13 protein-coding genes and 2 pseudogenes are annotated in these 15,661 nt (G+C 62.4%); 8 read left to right on the top strand and 7 right to left on the bottom strand.

Annotated elements, in window-relative coordinates:
• Positions 1-43: 43 nt before the first annotated feature.
• Together IMW75_RS27345 and IMW75_RS27340 are read left to right on the top strand one after the other, a co-directional pair.
• A pseudogene (locus IMW75_RS27345) lies at positions 44-1,333 on the top strand (methyl-accepting chemotaxis protein); the annotation flags it as partial.
• A 102-nt stretch (positions 1,334-1,435) separates the two neighbouring features.
• Complete coding sequence (locus IMW75_RS27340; RefSeq protein ID WP_412072549.1) at positions 1,436-2,191, top strand: methyl-accepting chemotaxis protein; 756 nt, start codon at positions 1,436-1,438, stop codon at positions 2,189-2,191.
• A 155-nt stretch (positions 2,192-2,346) separates the two neighbouring features.
• On the opposite strand, the gene IMW75_RS09555 is transcribed toward IMW75_RS27340, so the two are convergent.
• Genes IMW75_RS09555 through IMW75_RS09540 form a run of 4 tightly spaced genes read right to left on the bottom strand, consistent with a single transcriptional unit; the run spans position 2,347 to position 4,960 of the window.
• A complete protein-coding gene (locus IMW75_RS09555; protein WP_205892467.1) occupies positions 2,347-3,660 on the bottom strand; it encodes an ATP-binding protein in 1,314 nt (437 codons plus the stop codon).
• Entirely contained in the window at positions 3,657-4,325 is a 669-nt protein-coding gene (locus IMW75_RS09550) for a response regulator transcription factor (RefSeq protein ID WP_045060935.1), read from the bottom strand. Before IMW75_RS09550 ends, IMW75_RS09555 begins: the two co-directional genes overlap by 4 nt.
• 3 nt (positions 4,326-4,328) lie before the next feature.
• On the bottom strand, positions 4,329-4,652 hold the full coding sequence (locus IMW75_RS09545; RefSeq protein ID WP_045060934.1) for a PepSY domain-containing protein: 324 nt from the start codon (positions 4,650-4,652) through the stop codon (positions 4,329-4,331).
• Complete coding sequence (locus IMW75_RS09540; RefSeq protein ID WP_045060933.1) at positions 4,652-4,960, bottom strand: PepSY domain-containing protein; 309 nt, start codon at positions 4,958-4,960, stop codon at positions 4,652-4,654. Before IMW75_RS09540 ends, IMW75_RS09545 begins: the two co-directional genes overlap by 1 nt.
• Positions 4,961-5,110: 150 nt before the next feature.
• Here IMW75_RS09540 and IMW75_RS09535 point away from each other — a divergent pair, with 150 nt between their 5' ends.
• On the top strand, positions 5,111-6,190 hold the full coding sequence (locus tag IMW75_RS09535; RefSeq protein WP_205892466.1) for a patatin-like phospholipase family protein: 1,080 nt from the start codon (positions 5,111-5,113) through the stop codon (positions 6,188-6,190).
• Positions 6,191-6,264: 74 nt separating this feature from the next.
• Positions 6,265-6,621, top strand: a complete 357-nt coding sequence (gene queD, locus IMW75_RS09530; protein ID WP_028621713.1) for a 6-carboxytetrahydropterin synthase QueD — start codon at positions 6,265-6,267, stop codon at positions 6,619-6,621.
• Positions 6,622-6,640: 19 nt separating this feature from the next.
• Here the strand turns inward: queD and IMW75_RS26900 are convergent.
• Positions 6,641-6,721, bottom strand: a pseudogene (locus IMW75_RS26900) (outer membrane lipoprotein carrier protein LolA); the annotation flags it as partial.
• A 124-nt stretch (positions 6,722-6,845) separates the two neighbouring features.
• Between IMW75_RS26900 and IMW75_RS09525 the strand changes: the two are divergent.
• The 4 genes from IMW75_RS09525 (at position 6,846) to IMW75_RS09510 (ending at position 11,530) form a co-directional block, all read left to right on the top strand.
• Positions 6,846-7,670: an alpha/beta fold hydrolase gene (locus IMW75_RS09525; protein WP_045060875.1), complete on the top strand. Its 825-nt coding sequence runs from the start codon at positions 6,846-6,848 to the stop codon at positions 7,668-7,670.
• A 71-nt stretch (positions 7,671-7,741) separates the two neighbouring features.
• Positions 7,742-9,013 carry a cytosine permease gene (gene codB / locus IMW75_RS09520; RefSeq protein ID WP_045060874.1) on the top strand — a complete coding sequence of 424 codons (1,272 nt, stop codon included), beginning with the start codon at positions 7,742-7,744 and terminating at the stop codon, positions 9,011-9,013.
• 13 nt (positions 9,014-9,026) lie between these two features.
• On the top strand, positions 9,027-10,271 hold the full coding sequence (codA, locus tag IMW75_RS09515) for a cytosine deaminase (RefSeq protein WP_205892465.1): 1,245 nt from the start codon (positions 9,027-9,029) through the stop codon (positions 10,269-10,271).
• A gap of 107 nt (positions 10,272-10,378) precedes the next feature.
• Positions 10,379-11,530, top strand: coding sequence for an MFS transporter (locus IMW75_RS09510; protein ID WP_205892464.1), 1,152 nt, complete (start codon positions 10,379-10,381; stop codon positions 11,528-11,530).
• 612 nt (positions 11,531-12,142) lie between these two features.
• Here the strand turns inward: IMW75_RS09510 and IMW75_RS09505 are convergent.
• Together IMW75_RS09505 and IMW75_RS09500 are read right to left on the bottom strand one after the other, a co-directional pair.
• Positions 12,143-14,569 (bottom strand): TonB-dependent siderophore receptor, encoded by a 2,427-nt coding sequence (locus IMW75_RS09505; protein WP_205892463.1) that lies wholly within the window; start codon positions 14,567-14,569, stop codon positions 12,143-12,145.
• 97 nt (positions 14,570-14,666) lie between these two features.
• Complete coding sequence (locus IMW75_RS09500) at positions 14,667-15,650, bottom strand: FecR family protein (RefSeq protein ID WP_205892462.1); 984 nt, start codon at positions 15,648-15,650, stop codon at positions 14,667-14,669.
• Positions 15,651-15,661: the final 11 nt, after the last annotated feature.

Here is a 15,661-nt window from a genome sequence, read left to right as displayed (position 1 = left end):
TACAGTACCAAGCCGCAGATATTTATCGAATAAGGACGTCTCCATGTCGCTCAGACAACTTTCCATTCAATGGAAAATCACCCTGCTGGCCGGGCTTTGCCTGGCGGGTATCGTGACCCTGCTGGTGGGTCTTTCGCTGTATCGCATGGAGCACAGTTCCGCCTTGGTGAAGGCCTCGAGCACGGAGATGCTCAATGAAGCCGCCCAGGCACGTATTCAATCCCAGGGTGAAAACCAGGCGCTGGTCATTCGCCAGCAGTTCATGGACGCCTACCAATACGGCCATGGCTTCTCGCGCCAGGTGCTGTTCCTGCGCGACCAGGCGGAAAAGCGCTTCCTCGACGCCTTCGACCTGCGCGAAGACCTGACCCGCCAGGTCAAGTCGGCACTGCAGGCCAACCCGGAACTGCTCGGCCTGTCACTGGTGTTCGAAGTCAATGCCCTGGACGGCAAAGACGAACTGTTCGCCGGCCAGGCCGAGCTGGGCAGCAACGACAAGGGCCGCTTCGCCCTGTACTGGTCGCAGCCCACTCCGGGCCAGGTAACGTCCATGGCGTTGCCGGAAAGCGACATGGCCGACACCAATGCCGGCCCCAGCGGCGAACCGGCCAACGCCTGGTTCACCTGCCCGCGCACCTCGCTCAAGCCGTGCGTCATCGAGCCGTACTTCTACAAGATCGACGGCCAGGACGTGTTGATGACCAGCATCGTCTTTCCGCTGATGGTCAACGGCAAGGTCATCGCTTCGCTGTCGGTGGACATCAACCTCAACAGCCTGCAATCGATCAGCCAGGCGGCGAGCAAGAAGCTCTACGACGGCCAGACCCACGTCAGCATCATCAGCCCGGTCGGCCTGCTGGCCGGCTACAGCCCGGACTCGAGCAAACTCAGCCAGCGCCTGGACAGTGTCGACAAGAGCAGCGGCGCCGAGCTGATTCGTTTGCTGGCGACCAGCGACAAGACAGCCAGCCTGCACAGCGACCAACAGCTCAAGGTGCTCGCACCCTTCGAGCCGATCCCCGGTGGCAAATCCTGGGGCGTGCTGCTGCAAGTGCCGGAAAAAGTCCTGGTCGGTCCTGCCGAAGCCCTGGAACGACAACTCGATGAGAGCAACACCACTGGCACCCTGGTTGAACTGGGCCTGGGCGTGCTGGCCGCGTTGATCGGCCTGCTGCTGGTGTGGCTGATGGCCCGCAGTGTGACCAAACCGATCCTCGGGGTGGCGCGCATGCTCGAAGACATCGCCAGCGGCGAAGGCGACCTGACCCGCCGACTGGCCTACGACAAGCAGGACGAACTGGGCCAGTTGGCCGGCTGGTTCAACCGCTTCCTGGACAAGCTGCAGCCAATCATCGCCGAAGTGAAACGCTCGGTGCAGGATGCGCGCAGCACGGCTGACCAATCCTCCGCGATCGCCACTCAGACCAGCGCCGGCATGGAGCAGCAGTATCGCCAGGTGGACCAGGTTGCCACCGCGTCCCACGAAATGAGCGCCACCGCCCAGGACGTCGCCCGCAGTGCAGCGCAAGCCGCCCAGGCCGCCCGCGACGCGGACCATGCGACTCGCCGTGGCCTGACCGTGATCGACCAGACCACCACCAGCATCGACAACCTTGCCGCCGACATGAGTGCGGCGATGGTGCAGGTCGAAGGCCTGGCAGCCAACAGCGAGAAAATCGGCTCGGTGCTGGAAGTGATTCGCGCCATCGCCGAACAAACCAACCTGCTGGCCTTGAACGCCGCCATCGAAGCCGCTCGCGCGGGTGAAGCCGGTCGCGGCTTTGCCGTAGTGGCCGATGAGGTGCGCAACCTGGCGCGACGTACCCAGGAGTCGGTCGAGGAAACCCGCCTGGTGATCGAGCAGCTGCAAAGCGGTACACAGGAGGTGGTGGGCTCGATGAGCAACAGCCATCGCCAGGCCCAGGGCAGCGTCGAGCAGGTTGGCCAGGCCGTGACCGCCCTGCGCCAGATCGGCGAAGCGGTGACGGTGATCAGCGACATGAACCTGCAGATCGCCAGTGCGGCGGAAGAACAGAGCGCCGTGGCTGAAGAGATCAACAACAACGTGGCGACGATTCGCGACGTCACGGAGTCGCTGTCGGGGCAGGCGAATGAGTCGGCGCGGGTCAGCCAGTCACTCAACAGCCTGGCGAATCAGCAGCAGAGCCTGATGGATCAGTTTCGCGTGTGAGCCACTCCACAGCGCACGGGTGAGCCAATGTGCAAGAGCCAATGTGGGAGCGAGCCTGCTCGCGATAGCAGAGTGTCAGGCAACTAGATGTCGACTGACACACCGCTATGGCGAGCAGGCTGGCTCCCGCAGGGACTTTGGGGCAGTTTCAGGTCTCAGCGCCTGGGCAGTTCAATCACCACCCGCAACCCGCCCCACTCACTCTCTTCCAGGCGCAACACCCCGCCCCACGTGTCGACGATATCGCGCACGATCCCCAGCCCCAGGCCGTGCCCATCGGTTTGCTCATCCAAACGGGTGCCGCGGCTGAAGACCTGGGTCCGTTGATCCTCGGGTATTCCCGGCCCGTCATCCTCCACATCCAACTCAAACCCTGCCGTCGTCTCCACCACGCTCAAGCGCACCTCGGCATCCGCCCATTTGCAGGCGTTGTCCAGCAGGTTGCCGAGCAGTTCCAGCAGGTCTTCACGATCCCAGGGCAGTTGCAGCCCCTGGGGCGCGCGGTAGCTCAGGTGCAAATGTTCACCGTGGATCATGTTCAGCGTCGCCAGCAACCCCGGTAACTCGCCAGCGCAATCGAACAAGGCGCCCGGCAGCGCATCGCCGGACAACCTTGCGCGATTGAGCTCTCGATTGAGCCTTTGCCGGACCTGCTCCAGCTGCTCCTTGAAGATCCTGCGCAATTCGGGGTGGTCATCGAGTTTTTCACTCGAGGCCAGGCTCACCAACACCGCCAGCGGGGTTTTCAAGGAGTGACCAAGATTGCCCAGGGCATTGCGCGAGCGCTTGAGGCTGTCCTCGGTGTGCGCCAGCAGATGGTTGATCTGCGCCACCAACGGCTCCAGCTCTACCGGGACCTGATCGTCCAGCTGCGAGCGCTGCCCCTGTTGCAACTGGGCGATCTGCTCGCGGGCCTTTTCCAGGGGACGCAATGCTCGACGTACGGTGACCCGTTGCAGCACCAGAATCAGCAGCAGCCCCGCCAGTCCCAGCCCGAGGCCGACCTGTTGCATGCGCAGGAAACTGTCGCGCACCGGGGTGTAGTCCTGCGCCACGCTGATGGAAATCGACTGCCCCAGCCGCCGATAGTCAGAACGCAACACCAGCAACTGCTGGCCCTCGGGCCCCAGTTGCAGGTTGCTGTGCAGCCCCGATTCAGTGAGTTGGGGAAACTCCTGGTCCCACAGGGATCGCGAGCGCCAATGTTTGTCGGCGAAGTCGATGCGGAAGTAGTGCCCGGAGAACGGCCGCTGATAGGCCGGCGCCAGGTGCCGCTCCTCCAGTTGCAAACCCTGGGGCCCACGTACCAGTGCCACCAGCAGGTTCTCGCTGTCGTTGCGCAGGCCCGCCTCAAGGTAGCGCTGCAAGCCCATTTCGAACAGCCACAGGCTGGTCTGCGCCAATACCAGGCCGACAATCACCATCACGCTGATCAGGCCCAGGCTCAAGCGGCGCTGGATCGACCTCACTTGGCTTGCCCGCCGAACAGGTAACCCTGGCCGCGACGGGTTTCGATCACGCTGCGGCCCAGCTTGCGTCGCAGATGATTGACGTGGACCTCCAGCACGTTGGAATCACGCTCTGTTTCACCGTCGTAGAGGTGCTCTGCCAGGTGGCTCTTGGACAGGATCTGTTCGGGGTGCAGCATGAAATAGCGCAGCAGGCGAAATTCCGCAGCGGTGAGCAAGATGTCGGCACCGTCCCGCGTCACACATTGGCGGCCTTCATCCAGATGCAGGCCCGCCGCCTTGAGCGTCGGCTGGTTGGCCTGGCCGTGGGAGCGGCGCAACAGCGCCTGGACGCGCAAATGCAGCTCTTCGGGGTGAAAGGGTTTGGTCAGGTAATCGTCGGCGCCGGCCTTGAGGCCTTCGATGCGTTCGGACCAGGAACCGCGCGCGGTCAGGATCAGCACGGGTGTCGACAGACCACCGGCGCGCCATTGCGCCAGCACCTCAAGCCCGGGCAAACCAGGCAGGCCAAGGTCGAGGATGATCAGGTCATAAGGCTCGCTGCTGCCCTGGTACACCGCATCGCGGCCGTCGGCCAGCCAGTCCACGGCATACCCCTGGCGGTTCAGACCGGCCATCAATTCGTCGGCCAGGGGCACGTGGTCTTCCACGAGAAGCAAGCGCATCGGTCAATCTTCCTTGTCTTTCAGTAACTGGCCAGTGGTGGCGTCGAGGTCCAGCTCGCGGACTACGCCTTCGGCGGTCAACAGTTCGACTTCATAAATGTAGACGTCGTGTTTTTCTTCAAGCTCGGCTTCCAGCAATTTGGCCCCTGGATAGCGATCCAGGGCCTGCTGCAGCAGCTGCTCCAGGGGCATGATCACCCCTTGCTGGCGCAGGCGCAGGGCTTCGTCCTGATCCAGGTCGCGGGCCATCACCACAGAGCAGAAGACCAGCAGCGCCAGCCCCACTCGGAGGCTGGCGCGCGTGCCGGACAAAAAATGCACCTTCATTACGTATCCTGTTGATCCTTGAGAACCTGCCCGCTGACAGCGTCCAATTCCATGTCCCAATCGAGACCCTGTGGGTCACGCATCTCCACCTGGTAGACGAACTTGCCGTACTCTTCTTCCAGCTCGGTCTCGGTGATGGTGGAGCCCGGGTGTTTGGACAGAGCTGTAGCATTGAGCTTCTCGAAAGACACAATGGTACCAGCGTCGCGCAGCCGCAGGGCTTCATCAGGGCCCAGGTCCCGGGCATGGGCTAGGCTGGCGGTCATGGCGACGAGGGAAGCAGTGAACAGGGCAGTCAGGGTTTTCATCGGTGTCTCCGAATTTTTTGGGTGTTGCTTTACGGGAGCTACCTTAACGATTCGAACTTAACTGAAACTGAATGGCCATCATGCATTGCGCAAGGGTTTGCCTTTGAAATCTCTTATAATCGCTCCCGCTTGCCAGAATCGAGATCCGGTATGACCGCCATCCACATCAAGTTCCCCGCCCTGACCCTCAAAGCCGGCCCCCGCGCCTTTGCGCGCATCCGTGAACAAGGGCTGAGCGCCGCCGATGTCGGCACGCTGCCCGGCGCCGCCGGTGGCCCCAAAGCCCTGGGGATTCAGGGACTGGACCTGGCGTTGTTCGGTGAGTGGCTACCGGCCGCCCCGCGGGAGCGCTCGCTGATCGGCGCCTCGGTGGGCTCCTGGCGTTTCGCCAGCGCCTGCCTGCCGGACGCCGCCGAGGGCATCCGGCGTCTCGGCCGGCTGTACACCGAGCAGGATTTCAACAAGGGCGTGACCATGGCACAGATCAGCCAGAGCTCGCGGCGCATGCTCGAGGAGCTGCTCGACGGCCGCGACTCGGCGATTCTCGATAATGCGCATTATCGGCTGAACATCATGGTGGTCAAAAGCCACGGCCGGCTTGCGCAAGACCATCGTGGTCACCTGGGCCTGGGGTTGTCGACGGTGATCGCCGACAACCTGCGCAACCGCTCGCGCCTGTCGCGGCATTTCGAACGGCTGATCATCCACGATCCACGTCTCGCCCCGCCGGTGCACCCACTGACCGATTTCCCCTCGCGCTTCGTCGCATTGAACGCCGCCAACCTGCGCCAGGCACTGCTCGCATCCGGCTCGATCCCCATGGTCATGGAAGGTGTTCGGGACCTGCCGGGCGCTGGCGCCGGAACCTTTCGCGACGGCGGCCTGCTCGACTACCACCTCGACCTGCCCTACAGCGGCAATGACATCGTGCTGTACCCGCACTTCACCGACCGGATCATTCCCGGCTGGTTCGACAAGACCCTGCCCTGGCGCCGCGCCTGTTCGACGCGGCTGCAGGACGTGCTGTTGCTGGCACCGTCAAGGCAATATCTGGCGCGCCTGCCCTTCGGCAAGCTGCCCGACCGCAATGACTTCAAGCGCTTCATGGGCGATGCGCCAAGCCGGCAGAAGTACTGGCGCGCGTCGATGGACGAAAGCCGTCGCCTGGGCGACGAGTTCCTCGAACTGGCCGCCAACGGTCGCCTCGGCGAACGCTTGCTGACCCTTTAGTCAGGACAAGCTGTTAAACTCGCCGCCTGCCCCTATCGCTGCGGCGATCGCCACCTGACAGAGCTCAAGACACTGTGGAAATCTTCAAAGAGTTTACGTTCGAATCCGCCCACCGCCTGCCCCATGTCCCGGACGGCCACAAATGCGGCCGCCTGCACGGTCACTCGTTCAAGGTGGCGATTCACCTCAGTGGCGACCTTGATCCGCATACCGGCTGGATTCGCGATTTCTCCGAGATCAAGGCGATCTTCAAGCCGCTGTATGAGCGACTGGATCACAACTACCTCAATGACATTCCTGGCCTGGAGAATCCGACCAGTGAAGTGCTGGCCAAGTGGATCTGGGGTGAGTTGAAGCCATTGCTGCCGGAACTCAGCGCGATCCGCATCCATGAAACCTGTACCAGTGGCTGCATCTATCGCGGCGAATAACCCAGACAAACACATCCCCTACTGTAGGAGCGAGCTTGCTCGCGAAAAACCTGAGAGCGCCGCTGGATGCCAGGCTTCCAGCGTTATCGTTGAAGACCATCGCGAGCAAGCTCGCTCCTACAGATTGACGACATGCGTTTCGTCAGTGAAACACCCGAACAGCCCCCTGGGCTGTTTTTTTATGCCTATGCTTTTGGCCTCTTTCCCACCAAGAGGACATGGGCATGACTGACTGGCCGCTGCCCCAAACCTATCGCTTCAACGGACACGCCATCCGCTTCGCCGTACGCGGCGACGGCCCGCCGCTGGTGTTCGTGCATGGCACGCCCTTCTCGTCCCATGTCTGGCACCGCATCGCGCCGCATTTCATTGCCTCCCACCGTGTGCACTACTTCGACCTTATGGGCTACGGGCAGTCGGAGAAGATCGACGGCGATGTGTCACTGGGCATTCAGAACGAGCTGCTGGCGCGACTGCTGGAACATTGGGGGCTGGACCGCCCGGATGTGGTTGCCCATGACTTCGGCGGCGCCACCGCGTTGCGCGCGCACTTGCTCAACGGCAAGGATTACCGCAGCTTGACGCTGATCGACCCGGTGGCGCTCACGCCCTGGGGCTCACCTTTCGTGCAGCACGTGCGCCAGCATGAAGCAGCGTTCAGTGGCTTGCCCGATTACATCCAGCGCGCCATCGTGCCGGCTTATATCCGTGGAGCGATCAAGCGTGATATCCCCGATGAGGAACTCGCGCCCTATGTAAAGCCGTGGCTGGGCGATCCGGGGCAGGCAGCGTTCTATCGACAAATAGCGCAGATGGACGAGCGTTATACCCAAGAAGTCGAAAACCAGTACCCGAACGTTCGGTGTCCCGTGCAGATCCTGTGGGGCGAGGACGATCAGTGGATCCCCATCGACCGCGGGCGTGCGCTGCACCAGATGATTCCAGGGTCGCAGTTTCATCCGATCGCCGATGCCGGGCACCTAATGCAGGAAGATGCCCCGGAGGCCATCGTCGCGGCGCTATTACGTTTCCTGCCATTACTCCCCTGAGCCCAGACCCGCGACATTGGCACGACCACTGCAACCCTCCTCGCGTCCTCCCTCCAGCAAAGGAACGCCTCATGACGCAAAACGCCCCCGGCAACGACTATCCCCTCAGCGAAGTCCCCCTGCACGCGCGCAAAGGCCTGGCCTCCACCGCCATGGTGTTACTGGGCTTCACCTTTTTCACCGCTACCATGTTCGCCGGCGGCAAGCTTGGCGTGGCGTTCAGTTTCGGCGAGATGATGGCGGTGATTCTTGTCGGTAACCTGCTGTTGGGGCTATACGCCGCAGCCCTGGGATACATCGCCTTCAAGAGCGGTCTCAATTCGGTGCTGATGGGGCGTTTCTGTTTTGGCGAAGTGGGCAGCAAGCTCAGCGACCTGATCCTGGGATTTACCCAGATCGGCTGGTACGCCTGGGGCACCGCGACCGCCGCCGTGGTGCTGGGCAAATACTTCGGTCTGGGCGACGGCCCCGTGCTGGGCTTGATGGTGCTGTTCGGCCTGGCCTTTTGCGCCACCGCGTATGTGGGTTATCGCGGCCTGGAAATTCTTTCCTACATCGCCGTGCCCGCCATGATGCTGCTTCTGATGCTGTCGATGTGGGTGGCCACGGTGGAAGTTGGCGGCATCGACGGCCTGCTGGCCGTCGTGCCCACGGGCACGCTGGATTGGTCGACCGCCATCACGCTGGTGTTCGGCACCTTCGTCAGCGGCGCTACCCAGGCGACCAACTGGACACGCTTCTCGCGCTCGGCGCGAGTGGCGGTGCTGGCGAGCCTGATCGGTTTTTTCATCGGCAATGGTCTAATGGTGTTGATCGGCGCCTACGGGGCCATCGTCTACCAGCAACCGGACGTGGTCGAAGTGCTGTTGCTGCAAGGTTTTGCCATGGCCGCAATGGCGATGCTGCTGCTCAACATCTGGAGCACCCAGGACAACACCATCTACAACTTCGCGGTTGCCGGCTGCAACCTGCTGCGCACCGGTCGACGCAAGAGCGTGACCCTGGCCGGCGCAGTGATCGGTACGGCGCTGGCCCTGCTGGGCATGTACGACATGCTGGTGCCCTACCTCATCCTGCTCGGCACGGTGATTCCGCCGATAGGCGGGGTGATCATGGCGGACTTCTTCTTCCGCTATCGCGGTCAATATCCACGACTGGCTGAAGCGCGCCTGCCGGCGTTCAACTGGCCCGGGCTGGGCGCTTATGCGGTCGGCACCGTGGCTGCTTTCAGTTCGCCGTGGGTCGCGCCTCTGGTAGGGATTGCCGCTGCCGCGCTAACGTATGTGCTAATGACCAGTGTACTTGGCGCCCGAGTCGCCAACGCACCACTACAAGATCTCTAGAAGGATTCGCCTGATGCATATCATCAATGCCCGCCTGCGCAACCAAGAAGGCCTGCATGAGCTGCACCTGGAAAACGGCCTGATCAGCAATATCGCCCGGCAGACCGAAGCCCCGACCCTGGGCCCCGAAGACCTGGACGCTGGCGGCAACCTGGTGATCCCGCCCTTTGTCGAACCGCACATTCACCTCGACGCCACCCTCACCGCCGGCGAACCGCGCTGGAACATGAGTGGCACGCTGTTCGAAGGCATCGAGTGCTGGAGCGAGCGCAAGGTCACCATTACCGAAGAAGATACCAAGACCCGCACCCGCAAAACCCTGCAGGCCCTCGCAGCCCATGGCATGCAGCATGTGCGCACCCACGTCGATGTCACCGATCCGCAGCTCACTGCGCTGAAGGCGATGCTCGAAGTGCGCGAGGAAAGCCGGCACCTGGTGGACATGCAAATCGTCGCGTTCCCCCAGGAAGGCATCGAGTCCTATCGCAACGGTCGCGAGTTGATGGAAGAAGCCATTCGCATGGGCGCCGACGTGGTGGGCGGCATTCCGCATTTCGAGTACACCCGGGACCAGGGTGTAAGCTCGGTGAAGTACCTGATGGACCTGGCCGAGCGCACCGGCTGCCTGGTGGATGTGCACTGCGACGAAACCGACGACCCGCATTCGCGCTTCCTTGAAGTGCTGGCCGAAGAGGCCCGTAGCCGCGACATGGGGTCGCGCGTCACGGCCAGTCACACCACGGCCATGGGCTCCTACGACAATGCCTACTGCGCCAAGCTGTTCCGCCTGCTGGGCCATTCGGGGATCAGTTTTGTTTCCTGCCCGACCGAAAGCATTCACCTGCAAGGCCGCTACGACAACTTCCCGAAACGTCGCGGGGTGACACGGGTCAACGAACTGCTCGAAGCGGGCATGAACGTGTGCTTCGGCCAGGACTCGATCGTCGACCCCTGGTATCCGCTGGGTAATGGCAACATCCTGCGGGTACTGGAGGCCGGGCTGCACATCTGTCACATGCTCGGCTACCGCAACCTGCAAAGCGCCCTGGACCTGGTGACCGACAACAGTGCTAAAGCGATGGCCCTGGGTGACCGCTACGGCCTGGAACGCGGGAGGCCGGCGAACCTGCTGATCCTGTCGTCAGACAGCGACTACGAGGTGATTCGCAGCCAGGGTTTGCCTTTGTATTCGGTGCGCAATGGCAAGGTGCTGATGAAGCGGACGATGCCGCAGGTTGAGTTGTTTGGTCCGCGTTGAGTGATGGGTTGACTGCAACGCCTGCGCCACGATGTGCCCCTGCCTGACCGAACCTCACAGGACAGTCGCTGTCCCTTGGGGACGCGACGTTTTAACCAAGGATTGCAATGAGTAACCTCAACACCCCCACCACCTTCATCCCCGGACGCCTGGAGCAGATGTCCACGCGGGTCGCTTTTTTCATCGCCGGTTTTGGCATCGCCGCCTGGGCGCCCCTGGTGCCCTATGCCAAGGCCAGGGCCGGGCTGGATGAGGGCACGCTGGGGCTGCTGCTGTTGTGCCTGGGGGTGGGCTCGATCCTGGCGATGCCAATGGCCGGGATCCTGGCCACGCGCTTCGGCTGTCGGCGAGTGGCGGTCGGCGGCACGCTGCTGATTTGTGCGGCGCTGCCATTGCTGGCAACGGTGACGTCGATACCGGCGCTGATCGCCGCCCTGTTCATGTTTGGCGCAGGCCTGGGCACGGTGGATTCGACGGTCAACTTGCAAGCGGTGATCGTCGAACGCGCCAGCGGCAAGACCATGATGTCGGGGTTCCATGGGTTGTTCAGTCTGGGCGGGATCGTCGGCGCAGCAGGGGTCAGTGCCCTGCTCGGCTTTGGCCTTACGCCGCTGACGGCGATGCTGGTGGTGGTGGTGATGCTGCTGGTCGCGCTGTGCAAGGCTGCCCCTCACATGCTGCCTTACGGCAGCGAAAGCTCCGGTCCGGCGTTCGCCATTCCTCATGGCATCGTGCTGTTCATTGGCGGGATGTGCTTCATCGTGTTCCTCGCCGAGGGCGCGGCGCTGGACTGGAGCGCGGTGTTCCTGGCGCAGGAGCGCGGCATCGACACGGCCTATGCCGGGTTGGGTTACGCGGCGTTTGCCTTGACCATGACCGTGGGCCGCTTGACCGGTGACCGAATTGTCCGGCATCTGGGCGCCACCCGGGTGATTGTGTTTGGCGGGCTGACGGCGGCAGCGGGGTTGTTCCTGGCGACCTTTGCACCCAACTGGGAGTTTGCCCTGGTGGGGTATGCGCTGCTGGGCGCGGGTTGTTCGAACATTGTGCCGGTGCTTTACACCGCGGTCGGTAAGCAGACAGTGATGCCCGAGAGCGTCGCGGTGCCGGCTATCACTACCCTGGGTTACGCAGGGATCCTTGCGGGGCCGGCGGTGATCGGGTTTATCGCCCATGGCAGCAGTTTGAGCTTTGCGTTTGGGTTGATGGCGATGTTGCTGGTGGCGGTGGCTATTGGCGGGAAGGTGTTGAAGGTTTGACTGCTGTTTTCAGGTTGGGCCCATATCCGTTTCTGCGGTATCGGCGTTCATGGCTCCGCGCCTACGGCATCTGATGTTTCCTGTAGGAGCTGTCGTAGGAGCTGTCGAGGGAAACGAGGCTGCGATCCTTTGATCTTGCTTTTGTGTACATATCCATGACTGCGGTCAGGGCTTCTATCGGTTCCGCTCTTACAGCGGGTTACTTGGAAAAGCGCCAAGTAACCAAGCGCTTTCTGCCCCACCACTCGGCACCTCGCCTAGGCTCGGTGTGCCCTCACTCCGGCATTGCTCCGCGGGTCGCCGCGATGGGCCATCCCTGGCCCAGCGCGGCTAAACCGGCATCCTTGCCGGTTTCCCCGCTACGCAATGCCTGCGTTCGGCCAGCGTGGTTAACGGGGCGCCTGCGATCAAGAACTTCGCCGTGGCGGCCTTCGGGCCGACCAAGGCATCAAGCCGGCGCGCTGCGCGCGTTTGTGCGCACATCCCGAATTGAAATGAACACCTATGGGCGGTGATAACATTGGGAGCAAAGCTTGATCCGGACGGCGTTCCGACGATGCAGGTCAACGATAACGCCCAATTCTTGGCTAAACCCAACACATTAATTTGATCTCAAAACCCAACACTACCCTGCACAAAAAACGTCCGCGGTGCCCCCACATACATGCCCGCATTATTGTCGCTGGAACGGGTGAAGTACTGCTTGTCGAAGACGTTCTTCACCCCCGCCCCCAGCTTCAGGTTAGACAGCGTCGCGCCAAAGTCATAGCCGCCACGCACGTTCCAGGTGACGTACCCCGGAATGTCGCCGTACTGACCATCCGCGGTGCCTTCGGTGATGTAATTGCCGCTGAAACTGCCATCGGCGTTCACTGCCGTACCCGGTGAGCGCTGTTTTGACTGGGCGAACGCGTCCACGTTCCAGGTCCAGCGATCGACGTCGTAGCGCAGCCCGGCGGTGGCTACCTGACGCGAATAGAACGGCAAGTCGCGCCCCTTGAAGCCTGGAATTTCTCCTTCATACACCGCCCGGGTGTAGGTGAAGCCGGCGTTGGCCGTCAGGCCATCGAGTCGTGGGTCCAGCGCGGCAAGGTCGTAATGCACCGAGGCTTCGAGGCCCTGGTGAGTGGTCGCACCGAGGTTGGTCCAGCCCGCGTCATTGCTGATGTACTGCAGTTCTTTATCGAAGTCGATGTAGAACAGCGTCACCTCCCCGCCCCACACGTCATCGTTGTAGCGAGTGCCGATCTCATAGGTCTTGGCCTTTTCCGGGTTCAGGCCGTTGGCCGTCTCGTCACCGGTGCCGCCCTGGCCGAGCTGGAAATATTGCAGGCTGCCAAAGGACGTTTCGTAGTTGGCGAACAGCTTCCAGGCGTCGGAAAGGTGGTACATCACACTCAGCGCCGGCAGCGGTTCGTTGCTTTCGATGCTGCGGTTTTTTTCCGCTACCGGCCTGCCCGCCGTGTCCAGTACCGGGCGATCGTGCCAGTCGGTGCTGATGTGTTCGAAGCGGATGCCCGGCGTTACGGTCCACTTGCCGACGTCGATCTTGTTGTCCACGTAGACCGAGTTGGCCTCGGTGCCACCCGTGCGGTCCTGGTACACATGCCCGTCGGCGCCCGGACTCACCACCGGCTCGTTGCTGTCGTTCAGCCCCAACCGGCTGGCCGATTCGTGCATGCCCTCCTTGAGGTAGCGATAACCGACACTGACTTCCTGGGTGGTCTGGCCGAGGTCGAACACATGAGACACCCGCGGCTCGATGCCGAAGGTGTAGTAGGTGCGCGGGAAGGAACCGAGGGTTTTCTGATCGCGCGCGGCGATTTTGCTGCCACGAAAGCTGTCGTAATAGTAAGTCAGCATTTCAGCCTGGGTGCGGTCATCGATCTGCCGCGCCCACTTGAACGACACCTCCTTGCGACGTCCAGTGAAGCTGTCGTTGTTGCGGTCGGACTGGAAAGGATTGGCGTCGTACTGCGCCTGGGTCAGACCGCCGGGCATATCGGCACTGGCGTCGTAGTAATGCAGATTGAGGCTGAAATCATCCACATCGGTGGGCGCCCAGTGGGTCTTGAGCATCACGTCATCGATGTCGTTGCCATTGTTGCGCTCACGGTAACCGTTGCCGTTGACGCCCGAATACAACAGCGCCACGCCCATGCCGTTGTCCGCCGTACCGCCGACGAACGCCGTATCGATGTGCTTCCAGCCACCGTGCCGGGAGGTTTCCAGGGTGGTGCCTATCTCGGCGGACGCTTGTTCAGGGATCGCCCGGGTGACGAAGTTGATCACCCCGCCCACGTTCTGCGGTCCATAACGCACCGAGCCGGCGCCACGCACCACGTCGATGCTGTCGAGGTTGCCGGAGGAGATCGGCGCCATCGACAGTTGCGGCTGGCCATAGGGCGCGAAGGCCGCCGGTACGCCGTCAATCAACACGGTGGAGCGTGGCGACAGGCGCGACGTCAGGCCGCGCACGCCGACGTTCAGGGAAATATCGCTGCCACCGGTGCCGTTGGCATCCTGTACCTGCACGCCCGGTACCCGCTTCAACACGTCGCCGACCGTCATTGCGCCTTGCTCGACCATGGCCTCGCGACGGATCACCGTGCGTGCGCCGGCGTGGTTCTGCACCACGGCTGCATCGGCATCGCCGAGCCAATTGCCGACCACCTTGATATCCGTCACGCCGAGCTCCAGCGGCCCTTCCTGGGCGGAAGTCGGTGTGGGGGTCAGGGTCACCGAGCCTGCATCGATCTGATAATCCAGGCCGCTGCCCTGCAGCAGCTGGCGCAAGGCCTGCTCGGGGGAAAGGTTACCGTCTACGGCCGGTGCCCGTTTGCCGGCGACCAGCTCCGGGCTGAAAAAAACCTGCAGCGAAGTCTGCTGGCCCAGCTGACTCAAGGCCTGCCCCAACGGCTGCGCCTCGATGTGGATGGCGTCCGCAGCAAATGCCTGGGGCAGCGCGCAGTTGACGGCCAAGGCCAGGGCCAGCGGCAACCAGGGTGATTTTTTGTTATGGGCGATGGTTTTTTTCACGTCGAAACTTGTCCTGTGAATCGCAAGAGCATGCGTTTGTTAATGCAAACCAGTTGCAGTTGGACAAGAAGACGAAGAACTCGAAAAAAACCTGAATCTATTTTGAAATTATTTCCTGACTGCCGTCATCGAGGGTGCGCACGGCTACCGGGAGAATGCTTGGCAAGGCCTTCAACAGGGCATCGGTGTTGTCAGATTTGAACACGCTGGTCAGGCGTAGATTGGCCACTTTGTCGTTGGCGACCGTGATCGGCTTGTCACGATAACGGGAGGCTTCGGCGGCCACTTCGCTCAGGCTCGCGTTATTGAACACCAGCTTGCCGCTGCGCCAGGCGGTCAGCTGCGCTGCATCCACCGCATACGCCGTGGCGACCTTGCCCTGGAGATCGACACGGGTGCCCATGCCGGCGACGAGGTCGATGGAGGGGCTATCGGCAACGTCCCGTCCCTGGACCTTGACGGTGCCCTGCTCGACCACCACGCGGGTTTCGCCGGCGTCGCGGCGCACATCAAAACGGGTGCCTGTCACCGTGACTCTGCCACTGCCCGACTCCACCACGAACGGACGATCGGCGTCGTGCTCGACGCTGAACATCGCCTCGCCTTCGGTCAGCTCGACGGCGCGACGGTGCTGCGCAAAATGCACTTGAATACGGCTGCGACTGTTGAGGTCGATCGTCGAACCGTCCGGCAACGCCACTTGCTGACGCTCGCCCAGCGCCGTGGAGAACTCGCCAGTGTATGTAGCCGGCTGATCCATCGTGGTGAACCAGCCCAGCCCCAGAGCCACGGCCAGCACGCTGGCGGCCACGGCATAACGCAAGATTGGCCGACGTGTGCTGCGCGCTGGCGGCACGTCACACAAGGCCTGCAGACGCGCCGCCGGCAGCAGGTCAGCCGCCGACCACATGCCTTCAAGTACCTGGAATTCATAATGGTGCTGCGGGTGCTCGGCCAACCAGGCTGCAAACTGCTGACGCTCCAGGACATCCACCACCGGCTCCTGCAAAACCACGAACCAGCGCGCCGCCTCATCGCGAACCGCCGTGGGTCCACACGCGCAATCACGAGTATCCATCATGGAAGTTCCTG

It is taken from the genome of Pseudomonas gregormendelii (assembly GCF_017114825.1).
GTDB lineage: Bacteria > Pseudomonadota > Gammaproteobacteria > Pseudomonadales > Pseudomonadaceae > Aquipseudomonas > Aquipseudomonas gregormendelii.
Note: the sequence above shows the minus strand (reverse complement) of the source record. Positions and strands in the feature narration are given on the sequence as shown.